We start from the raw sequence: 10,237 nt of genomic DNA, 5'->3' as shown, positions 1-10,237 counted from the left end.
CCTGCGGCTAAATGTCCTGACATCCGCCCGCGAGGAACTTGATTCCACAGACTGCGGGGTAGGGAGTGTCGGAAAGTGAAACGTTTAGCGTCTGTCTGGAGCCATAACACCGTCTCGGTGACATTTTAATGCCTGTAATGAAGCCCCTCAAGCAACCCAAGTTGTCGGATGTGATCGTCGATAGCCTGGAGCAAATGATATTGGAAGGCAGCCTGAAACCAGGTCAGCGGTTGCCTCCCGAGCGGGCGTTGGCGGTGCAGTTTGAAGTATCCAGGCCCTCTGTGCGAGAGGCTATCCAGAAACTGGAGGCCAAAGGGCTGGTGGTGAGGCGTCAGGGCGGGGGCAATTTTGTGTCCCAGGAACTGGGCGCCAGTTACACCGAACCGTTGTTCGCCCTGATCGGGCAGCATCCGGAAGCGCAGTATGACCTGTTGGAGTTCCGTCACGCGCTGGAAGGCGTGGCCGCTTACTACGCCGCGATTCGCGGCACGGGGGCGGATCGCAAAATAATTGAAAAACGCTACAATGACTGGCTGAACTATCACGAACAACGCGTATCTGATTTAGAGGCGAAAGCGGATGCGGAGTTTCATCTGTCCATCGCGGAAGCTGCTCATAACGTCGTGCTGCTTCATACTATGCGCGCATTGTTCACCTTGTTGAAACAGAATATTGTTAGCAACCTACATTACCTCTACGAAGAAGAGGCGATGCGGCTGAAAATAAAAGAGCAACACTTTCGCCTGAAAGAAGCCGTACTGGCGAGAGATCCGAACGCCGCCCGAGCCGCGGCTCACGAGCATCTCGCATATGTGGAAGAAATCGTATTGGAAAAAGGCAAGGCCGATTCCAGAAACATGCGCTCCCTGCGGCGCCTGCAAAATCTGGATGAATAAAAAAATCCTGCCGCGCGACTACTTTTTAAAAGATCCTGATGTGGGTCGATGGGGACTCCGGAACATTTTTTTATGGTGCGTGGGCGCTCACGAGGCGTCGGCGCGTCCGGTAACACAATTACAATCAATCTAGCTCTACAGGAGTAACCTCTATGCATGATGATGCCGATCCTATTGAAACCCAGGAGTGGTTGGATTCGATGGAATCCGTCCTGGATACTGAAGGCGTCGAGCGTGCAACCTACCTGCTGACACGGTTGGCGGAGCGGGCGACGCGCGACGGGACGCAACTGCCTTATTCCATTACTACACCCTATCGCAACACTATTCCGCATACTAAAGAAGCGCGTATGCCTGGCGACCTGTTCATGGAGCGCCGCATTCGTTCATTGGTGCGCTGGAACGCCCTGGCGATGGTGTTGCGTGCGAACAAGAAGCCTGGCGAGTTGGGCGGACATTTGTCCTCGTTCTCCTCCATCGCCACTCTATACGATGTGGGCTTCAACTATTTCTTCCACGCTGGCGACGACAAGCGCGAAGGCGATCTGGTTTACTTCCAGGGCCACACTTCCCCTGGCGTATACGCGCGTTCTTTCCTGGAAGGCCGCTTCTCTGAAGAGCAGATGGACAACTACCGCAGCGAAGTTGACGGTAACGGTCTGTCCTCTTATCCGCATCCCTGGCTGATGCCTGATTACTGGCAGTTCCCAACTGTATCCATGGGCTTGGGGCCGCTTCAGGCGATCTACCAGGCGCATGTCATGAAATATCTGCACAGCCGTGAGCTGACCAATATGGAAGGCCGCAAAGTGTGGTGTTTCGTTGGCGACGGCGAGTGCGACGAGCCTGAAACTCTGGGCGCCATCGGTTTGGCCGGCCGTGAAAAGCTGGACAACCTGATCTTCGTCATCAACTGTAACCTGCAGCGTCTGGATGGACCGGTGCGCGGCAACGGCAAGATCATCCAGGAACTGGAAGGTATCTTCCGCGGCGCGGGTTGGAACGTATTGAAAGTCGTTTGGGGACGCCTGTGGGATCCTCTGTTCGAAAAAGACGACCACGGCCTTATGCAGAAGCGTATGGACGAAGCGGTCGACGGCGAAATGCAGAACTTCAAATCCAATGGCGGCGCTTACACCCGTAAGCACTTCTTTGGTAAGTATCCAGAACTGCAGAAGATGGTTGAGAACATGTCCGACGAGGACATTTACAAGCTCAACCGCGGCGGTCACGACCCCTACAAAGTGTACGCAGCCTATCATAATGCGGTGAATCACAAAGGTCAGCCGACGGTTATTCTGGCGCATACCGTTAAGGGTTATGGTTTCGGCGAGCAGGGCGAAGCCCAGAACACCACGCACCAGTTGAAGAAGCTGGATATGGAGACGGTCAAGAAATTCCGCGATCGTTTCGGCGTGCCGATCTCCGACGATGAGATTGAGAACCTGCCTTACTACCGTCCGGCGCCGGATTCTCCTGAAGCGCTGTACATGAAGAAAATGCGTGAAAGCCTGGGCGGCTTCCTGCCCAAGCGTCGCAAAGACAGTCAGCCGCTGCAGATCCCAGGTCTGGATGCATTCGACGCTGTACTGAAAGGCAGCGACGGTCGCGAAATCTCCTCCACCATGGCGTTCGTACGTGTACTTAACGCACTGGTTAAAGACAAGCAGATCGGTGGTCGCGTTGTTCCGATCGTTCCTGACGAAGCCCGTACCTTCGGTATGGAAGGCATGTTCCGTCAGTTGGGTATTTATACTTCCGAAGGTCAGAAGTATGTGCCGAACGATCGTAACCAGATCATGTACTACAAGGAAGACAAGCAAGGTCAGATCCTTGAGGAAGGCATTAACGAGGCGGGCGCCATGTCCGCGTGGATTGCTGCGGCGACGTCCTACAGCACCAACGATTACCCGTTGATCCCGTTCTACATTTACTACTCCATGTTCGGCTTCCAGCGCGTTGGCGATCTGGCCTGGGCTGCTGGCGACATGCGCGCGCGCGGCTTCCTGCTGGGTGGCACCGCTGGCCGCACCACGCTGAACGGCGAAGGTTTGCAGCACCAGGATGGCCATAGCCACATTATTTCGGCGACCATCCCGAACTGTGTTTCCTATGATCCGACTTACGGCTACGAAGTTGCGGTTATCGTTCGCGACGGTCTGCGACGTATGTATGGCGAAAACGAAAACGTCTACTACTACCTGACGCTGATGAACGAGAACTACGAGCATCCCGCCATGCCAGAAGGCGCCGAAGAAGGCATCCTGAAAGGGATGTACCTGTTCGAAGAAGGCGCGAAAGACGGCAAGGCGCGTGTTCAGCTGCTGGGTTGCGGCGCTATCTTCAACGAAGTGCGCGAAGCGGCGAAACTGCTGAAAGACGACTTCAGCATCGATAGCGATATCTGGTCCGTCACCAGCTTCACCGAGCTGGCTCGCGAAGGCCATCACGTACGTCGCTGGAACATGTTGCATCCGGAAGAGCCACGTCGCGAGAGCTACGTGAAGCAGTGTCTGAAAGATCGCGAAGGCCCGGTGATCGCATCTACCGATTACATGCGTTTGTTCGCTGATCAGGTGCGTCAGTTCATTCCGCAGCAGACAGTTCACGTACTGGGCACGGACGGATTTGGCCGCAGCGACACTCGCGAGAAGCTGAGACAGCACTTCGAAGTCGACCGTTACTACGTAGCTGTCGCAGCGCTGGATTGCCTGGCTCGGGAAGACAAGATCGAACGTTCAGTGGTGACTGAAGCGATCCGCAAGTACGGCATCGATCCTAACAAACCGAACCCAATCTACGCCTGATAGAAGGAGACTGACGTGAGTAATATCGAAGTCAAAGTTCCTGACATCGGCGGAGCGTCCGATGTTGAGGTTATTGAAGTCTGCGTGAAACCTGGTGATGAGGTGAACGCGGAAGACTCTCTGATTGTTCTGGAGTCTGATAAGGCCACTATGGATATCCCTTCTCCTCAGGCGGGTAAAATCGCCGAGTTGAAAATCAAGGTAGGGGATAAAGTATCCGAAGGAGACCTGATTTTATTGATGGCGGGCGAAGGCGCTGCGGAAGCGTCTGAACCTGCGCCGGCGCAGGAAGAGAAGCCAGCCCCGGCCCCAGCGCAAGAGCCGGAACCCGCTGCGCCTGCAGCGGCTCCCGCAGCCTCAGGCGGCGTACAGACGATTCCTGTACCGGATATCGGCGGCGCTGAAGGCGTGACGGTTATCGAAATTTCCGTAAAAGAAGGCGATACCGTTAAGGTTGACGATCCTATTCTGGTGCTGGAATCAGATAAGGCGACGATGGAAGTGCCATCCCCTGTCGCTGGCGTTATCAAGAAATTGCTGATCAAAGCCAACGATTCCGTCAACGAAGGCGACGCCATGGCGGAAATCGAAGTAGAGGGCGCCGCACCTGCGGCGGCTCCTGCTGAGCAAGCCCCCGCGCCGTCTAAAGCGTCCGCGGAGCCTGCTAAAGCGGCTCCAGCTTCAGCGCCTGTTAGTGCGCCGGCGCAGCAAGAGTCCGCTCCTGCGACGTCCGGTAAAGTGCACGCTGGCCCTGCTGTGCGCCGGTTGGCGCGTGAGTTCGGCGTTGACTTGGCCTTGGTCAAAGGCACGGGGCCGAAAGGCCGTATCCTGAAGCAGGACCTGCAAACCTTCGTCAAGAACGGAATGCAGCAGCTCAAGGCTGGCGCCGCCGGCGGCGCAGTCAGCTCTGGCGCTGGCTTGCCGACGGTGAAACTGCCTGACTTCTCGCAATTCGGACAGATCGATCGTCTGCCGATGAGCAAGATCCATCAGGTGACCGCTGATAATATGGCGCGCAATTGGCTGGTGGTTCCTCATGTCACGCAATTTGACGATGCGGACATCACCGATTTGGAAGACTTCCGCAAAGCGCAGAAGACGGCTGGAGAGAAGAAAGGCGTCAAGCTGACTCCGCTGCCCTTCCTGCTGAAGGCGTGCGCCTATGCGCTGGAAACTTATCCGCAGTTCAACGTGTCGTTGGATATGGATAAGAAAGAAGTTATTCAGAAGCATTACATCAACATCGGCGTGGCGGTGGACACCCCCGCAGGCCTGGTGGTGCCGGTTATCCGCGACGTCAACAAGAAGAGTCTGTGGGAACTGGCGCAAGAGTGTGCGGAAATGGCGGCCAAAGCCAAAGATCGTAAGCTCAAGCCGAACGAAATGCAGGGCGGCTGCTTCACTATCTCCAGTCTGGGCAGCTTGGGCGGCACTGCGTTCACGCCTATCGTGAATACGCCTGAAGTGGCGATTCTGGGCGTGTCCAAAGCGCAGATGAAGCCTGTGTATGAAAACGGCGGTTTCGTGCCCCGTTTGATGCTGCCGCTGAGCTTGTCCTATGACCACCGCGCCATTAACGGCGCTGACGCTGCGCGTTTCACCTCTTTGCTGGGCGAATTGCTGGGCGATATCCGTAAGTTGCTGCTGTAGTTCTTATAGCGCCAACAATATGAAAAAGGCCGGGTTTACCCGGCCTTTTTGCGTTCTGGCGTCGCCTTTCCAGCGCGAGACTTTTCTCTTTAGTCTTCATTGAGCAATCCATCACAGCTTTAATGTCTGCGCGGAATTTCGCTTGTTCTGGTCAAACGGCTTTGCTAGTTTTTTCTGATCGTCGGCTGCGCGCGATGATCTCAAGGCGGAGAAGCGCGGGCGCATCCTTAGGCGTTATCGAACAAGAAGTATAAAATTGCGTCACCTTGCATTGCTATCGACTAGGCGAAGGTGACAAGGTCGTTTCTCGGGGACAAGACATGGTCAGACGAATCTTCAAGCTCATCACCACCGCAATCGCTGTCGTGCTGCTTTCTACTCAGGCGGTGTTCGCCGTTACTATGACGGAAGTGGCTGAGGCCATTAAGAAGAACGACATGGATAAAGCGTTCGATGGCCTGCAGGTGTTGGCGAATCAAAAACATCCTGACGCTCAATTTCTGCTGGCGATGATGTACGAGAAAGGTCGCGGCACGGAAGCGAATCAGGAAAAGGCGGCGGAATGGTATAAAGCCGCGGCGGAACAGGGACACCCTTCAGCGCAGAATAATCTGGCGCAGCTCTATAATCAGGGACGCGGCGTGCCCCAGGACTATAAAGAAGCGGTAAAGTGGTTCTCCAAGGCCGCTGACGCCGGCAACGCCACTGCGCAATACAATCTCGCGCTGCGTTATGCCAAAGGCGAGGGTGTGGAGAAAGATTTGGGCAAGGCGTTTGAGCTTTATCGCAACTCCGCCGAACAGAACAATGTATTCGGCCAGTTTAATCTGGCGTACTCCTACGCCACTGGCGAAGGCACTGATAAAAACATGGTGGAAGCGCTACGCTGGGCTATGTTGAGCGCTGAGAAGAAGTTTCCTCGCGCCATTCAGTTCGTCTCTTTCCTGGGCTCCAAGATGTCACAGGAAGAAATCTCCAAAGCGGAAAAACTCGCCAACGAATGGCGTAAAGACAAAGGAATTGGCGCTCAATAAAGGTCAGCTTCCGTCGTAAGCACTGGCTTTGTTGGCGCTTGCGGCATTGTCCGCGTTGCTGTGCTGTAAGGGATCGGCGTACCACAGTCGTGGATTATTCAGCGGCGTATTGGCAGGTAATAATGGATTCTCCAGATCGATGACCGTACGTTCCTGCAAGCGGGCGCGCTCAATCGCCTGCAAATAAAATTCATTGAACAGGCGGGTGAACTCGCCGTTCGTCATCATTTTCTCCAGCCCGTCTTTGATCGCCCGGTACAGATTGGGATTACTGCGGCTGACAAAGTAATACACAGCCGCAGGATAGCGGATCAATAAGTGCGGCTCTGCGCGCAAACTGGAGTAAGTTTCCAATTCCGGCCAGATCTCGATCAGCGCTCGGGGGAAGGCGTCAACCCGCTCCATTTCGATCATTTTAAACATGGAGTGATAGTTGGCGTTGCTCTCGACCTGCAAACCGTTGTGCTGAAAAATGTCCAGATCCGGCCAATCATGGCCTTGCACGAAGGTGATTGCGCGTAAGTCGTCTAGTGAGCGGATGCGGGAAAACTTCTTGATATTGTTGGGATGAACAATACAAAGTCGCCAACCGATCAGGCCTTTATAAATCGGGATGCGTATGGGGGAGAGTTCAGTTTCCCGCTCTTTGCTGGTCATAGCCCAGAGAACGTGAACACCCTGGTTGTTGCGGATCAGGTTGATGGCGCGGCCCTGCAGAATAATATCCTGGCTGGATTTGAGTTTGATGTCTGCGCCGCTGGTTTGAAGCGCCAGCTCCAGAAGTTGGACCGGGTATTCATTGCGTTCATCGAACTGGGTATGGGAGCGGGCGTAAATAGCAATCTCCTGCGCAGACGACCAGTTCTGCGTCAGCATCCAGAGTAGAACGCCAAACAATACAACCCTCTGTGCCATCACTCCGCAGACCTCGCAATGGAAACCGTCATACCTAAACAAAAAGTGTAGTTAATACTGGGTCTTTGTCGTTAATTAGAGGCGTCCTGCAACGCCAATGTGATTTCCTGATTCTAGTTGGCGTATTACACTTCTCACATTGGTCGCTGCGGACAATGGCGCAGAGGCGCCCACTCGCTGACGTAACAGGGTGTATGAGCCATCTGGCCGCATTTAGGGGGTTGGTCATACGGCTGTGCTACGCCAGGGCCTGGAGCGATGTTCAAGGTGCGAACGCAAATCGTGAAGCCATTAATCATTGCGATGATCATGCTTTTATTCGCTACGCACAGGGCATGGGGGCAGGGTGCGATGGAGTTGTCTTTGCGCTACGGCGAAACCCTTCGCTACGAAGGCATGGAGTTTGAGGTCGCCTATATTATCGATACGTTGAGAGCGGATAAGCGCGTCTCGGAGTATTTGATTGGGCTGCATATCATCCACAACGCTGAACGCGAACTCATTGAGCTTTCATCGGAAGAACCCACCTATTGGCGCGAGTATGTGCTGCGATACAGCTATGCCGACCGTGAGCACGTCAGAGTTCACATCATGTCTGAAATGTCTCGATAGTCCGGCGCATTGATTATTGTGTTGCACGGAGAAAACAGGTTATGAAAAATCAGTGTCAAAGCTGCGGTATGCCGATGAAGCAGGACCCCAAAGGCGGTGGAACGGAATCCGATGGCGGCCTTAGCGAGAAATACTGTAGCTATTGTTTCGTCGATGGCGCCTTCACCCAGCCCAGCTTTTCCGCACAGGATATGCAGGCCTTCTGCATTGAGAAAATGAAAGAGATGGGGTATCCCAGAATCATCGGTTGGCTGTTTACGCGCGGGATTCCCAAGTTAGAGCGTTGGTCAAAGTAGTCGGATAGACAGGATAAGTAAGAGGGCGGCGATAGCGCCAACAGGATGTGGTGAGCGGAGCGGCTCAGTCAAAGTAGAGGGAAGCGAAAGCGCTATCCCTCGTTCTTGGAGAAGTAATGCAAATTAGTCACGGTGTTGTCCACCGCCAGGCGTCGCACTTCCTCCATTTGTTTGGAGTAAAGAGGAGAGCCTTGTTTGAGTTCTCCATCATTCAGACGTAATTCATTTTTCAGGCGGCGTTTGCGTTTTTGTAATTGCGCCATTTCTTCCGGCGGCAACCCCAGCTTATCGTCAAACGCTTCATAGGCCCGAATGGTCTCATAGGCGCGCTTATATTCCTTTTGGCTTTCCAGTAACGCAGAGAGTTCGTTGACCGGGAAAATCACGCGGCGCCAGTGATCCGCCAACGGGTTTTCAAAATGCAGATCAATAATGTCGTTGATGGCGTCCTGATAGAAAGCCAGCGCGATGCTGGGCTGGCGCTTGCTGAAATGAGCCGCCTCTGTAATTTTGTAGGCGATCTCATTATCACGCTGGATGATCGGGTCGATCAGGCTCCAGTCCAGCCCATCCGGGCGCACCTCTATCAGGGCGGTTTTCAACTGGCCTTTCTTGGCGGGCAGAAAGGACAAACCAGGACGGTTGATGATCTTGGCGCGGGCCTTTCCGCCGGCCTGCAGGTATTTGGCGATCAGCGTATTGCAGATCTGTCCCAGGCGCGTCCCGGTGTCCAGGCGCGCTTCCAGTACATCGGAGCCTGCGCTGGCTTCCAGCGCGCGTTTAAATATGACGGCTTGTCCTTTACGCCAATCAGCGTCAGGGTTATCGATGACGACTGACAGCGTCAGCTTTTCTTCGACCCGAAAAGGGTCCACCGCCGTTGGCGGCGTACGGGTTGTATTCATTGCGGCGATCCTGCGAATTGTTCCGAATTGTTATTATTTTGTCAGTAAATGTTGGACCGCAGATCATACAATGAACTTATTTAAATTCGAATCATTTTTAACGAGCGGCGCGCAATTCTGTGAACGCCGCCAGCCCTCGCCATCAGGGGCTGTGCGGGTTGGCGGCGACTTCACTGCGGGCGCGCAAAAACTTGCGGATTTTATCGACAGAGCCTTGCAGAATGAGATTGCCCGACAGCACCAGGATCAGTCCTGCGATATTCCACCCATCCCATTCGTATCCTTCATAAATAGACGACAGGCTCAAGGCGACTACCGGGAATAACACCGTCGCGTAGGCGGCGTTGTTGGCGCCGATGCGTGACACCAGCATCAGGTAAGCGGTGAACCCTACAATGCTTCCAGGGATAGCCAGATAGAGCAGGCTGTAAAGGTACGCTGGTCGCTCATCCCAAACGATGGGCGTATCGGAAACGCAGATAAGCGTCAAAAGAATCGCGGCGCCGTACAGCATGGCGAAGGCGTTGCTGGTCAGAGGCGTCAGACCCTGACGGCTGTGCCGCACGCTGATCATATTGCCCAGAGAGAAGAAGTAAGCGCCTACTGCCGCCAGCCCCAGGCCGGTCAGCGCCTCAGTAGACAGCGTATTGACGCCCAGTTCGCGCCAGAACAGCAAAGTCAGTCCCAGTACGCCGACGGCGCCGGCCACATAAACCCGTCCGGCGGGCTTTTCTTTCCATATCATCCAGCTATTAAAGGCGTTGTAGAGGGTGGCGGCGGAAAAGACAACCGAAATGACGCCGCTCGCCACATACTGGGCGGCGTTGTAAAAGCAGATGAAGTTCAGGGAAAACAGGCAGGCGCCCTGAAGCAGAAAAAACAGGTGGTCCACCGTCCGCGTAGGCTGTAGGCGGCGGCATAGCAGCAGGATTGGCAATAACAGGCTCCCCGCCAACGCAAAGCGGAAGAACACTGACGTCAAAACCGGCGTTGAACCCAGTTGCAAATGGATGGCGATCCAGGTGGTTCCCCAAATGAGGATGGTGGTCAGATAGAGCAGGGCGTTCATAGATGCTTCCCATCATGCATGACATTGATGTGTGAAAGGTTAATAAGCCCGAG

Annotated in this window: 9 protein-coding genes; 6 read left to right on the top strand and 3 right to left on the bottom strand. The window is 54.5% G+C overall.

The features are described 5' to 3' along the window. Positions 1 to 128 precede the first annotated feature (128 nt). The 4 genes from pdhR to ACQYWX_RS24825 all read left to right on the top strand — a co-directional run bounded on the left by pdhR (position 129) and on the right by ACQYWX_RS24825 (position 6,387). Positions 129 to 896, top strand: a complete 768-nt coding sequence (pdhR, locus tag ACQYWX_RS24840) for a pyruvate dehydrogenase complex transcriptional repressor PdhR (protein ID WP_011395212.1) — start codon at positions 129 to 131, stop codon at positions 894 to 896. Between the two features lie 152 nt (positions 897 to 1,048). After that, positions 1,049 to 3,703, top strand: a complete 2,655-nt coding sequence (gene aceE, locus ACQYWX_RS24835; RefSeq protein ID WP_216736938.1) for a pyruvate dehydrogenase (acetyl-transferring), homodimeric type — start codon at positions 1,049 to 1,051, stop codon at positions 3,701 to 3,703. Positions 3,704 to 3,718: 15 nt separating this feature from the next. Then, a complete protein-coding gene (gene aceF / locus ACQYWX_RS24830) occupies positions 3,719 to 5,353 on the top strand; it encodes a dihydrolipoyllysine-residue acetyltransferase (protein WP_431686726.1) in 1,635 nt (544 codons plus the stop codon). A gap of 320 nt (positions 5,354 to 5,673) precedes the next feature. Then, positions 5,674 to 6,387, top strand: a complete 714-nt coding sequence (locus ACQYWX_RS24825) for a tetratricopeptide repeat protein (protein ID WP_216736940.1) — start codon at positions 5,674 to 5,676, stop codon at positions 6,385 to 6,387. 3 nt (positions 6,388 to 6,390) lie between these two features. Here ACQYWX_RS24825 and ACQYWX_RS24820 read toward each other — a convergent pair whose 3' ends face one another. Then, positions 6,391 to 7,302: a substrate-binding periplasmic protein gene (locus tag ACQYWX_RS24820; RefSeq protein WP_431686725.1), complete on the bottom strand. Its 912-nt coding sequence runs from the start codon at positions 7,300 to 7,302 to the stop codon at positions 6,391 to 6,393. Between the two features lie 282 nt (positions 7,303 to 7,584). Between ACQYWX_RS24820 and ACQYWX_RS24815 the strand changes: the two genes are divergently transcribed. Further along, the gene (locus ACQYWX_RS24815) at positions 7,585 to 7,914 is read left to right on the top strand and encodes a hypothetical protein (protein WP_431686724.1); all 330 of its coding nucleotides are present in this window, start codon (positions 7,585 to 7,587) and stop codon (positions 7,912 to 7,914) included. A 41-nt stretch (positions 7,915 to 7,955) separates the two neighbouring features. Beyond that, the gene (locus ACQYWX_RS24810; RefSeq protein ID WP_431686723.1) at positions 7,956 to 8,210 is read left to right on the top strand and encodes a zinc ribbon domain-containing protein; all 255 of its coding nucleotides are present in this window, start codon (positions 7,956 to 7,958) and stop codon (positions 8,208 to 8,210) included. Between the two features lie 92 nt (positions 8,211 to 8,302). On the opposite strand, the gene ACQYWX_RS24805 is transcribed toward ACQYWX_RS24810, so the two are convergent. Together ACQYWX_RS24805 and ACQYWX_RS24800 are read right to left on the bottom strand one after the other, a co-directional pair. Then, positions 8,303 to 9,115 carry a hypothetical protein gene (locus ACQYWX_RS24805; protein WP_279505808.1) on the bottom strand — a complete coding sequence of 271 codons (813 nt, stop codon included), beginning with the start codon at positions 9,113 to 9,115 and terminating at the stop codon, positions 8,303 to 8,305. 142 nt (positions 9,116 to 9,257) lie between these two features. Then, positions 9,258 to 10,184 carry a DMT family transporter gene (locus ACQYWX_RS24800; RefSeq protein WP_431686722.1) on the bottom strand — a complete coding sequence of 309 codons (927 nt, stop codon included), beginning with the start codon at positions 10,182 to 10,184 and terminating at the stop codon, positions 9,258 to 9,260. Positions 10,185 to 10,237 lie beyond the last annotated feature (53 nt).

Source organism: Hahella sp. NBU794, assembly GCF_050749805.1.
Lineage (GTDB): Bacteria > Pseudomonadota > Gammaproteobacteria > Pseudomonadales > Oleiphilaceae > Hahella.
This window is presented reverse-complemented; position numbering and strand designations above follow the sequence as displayed.

Bases quoted from the DNA above. Each gene is read 5' to 3' on its own strand.
- aceE (WP_216736938.1), top strand. From the start codon at position 1,049: ATGCATGATGATGCCGATCCTATTGAAACCCAGGAGTGGTTGGATTCG.
- pdhR (WP_011395212.1), top strand. From the start codon at position 129: ATGCCTGTAATGAAGCCCCTCAAGCAACCCAAGTTGTCGGATGTGATC.
- ACQYWX_RS24810 (WP_431686723.1), top strand. From the start codon at position 7,956: ATGAAAAATCAGTGTCAAAGCTGCGGTATGCCGATGAAGCAGGACCCC.
- ACQYWX_RS24805 (WP_279505808.1), bottom strand. From the start codon at position 9,115: ATGAATACAACCCGTACGCCGCCAACGGCGGTGGACCCTTTTCGGGTC.
- ACQYWX_RS24820 (WP_431686725.1), bottom strand. From the start codon at position 7,302: ATGGCACAGAGGGTTGTATTGTTTGGCGTTCTACTCTGGATGCTGACG.
- ACQYWX_RS24825 (WP_216736940.1), top strand. From the start codon at position 5,674: ATGGTCAGACGAATCTTCAAGCTCATCACCACCGCAATCGCTGTCGTG.
- ACQYWX_RS24800 (WP_431686722.1), bottom strand. From the start codon at position 10,184: ATGAACGCCCTGCTCTATCTGACCACCATCCTCATTTGGGGAACCACC.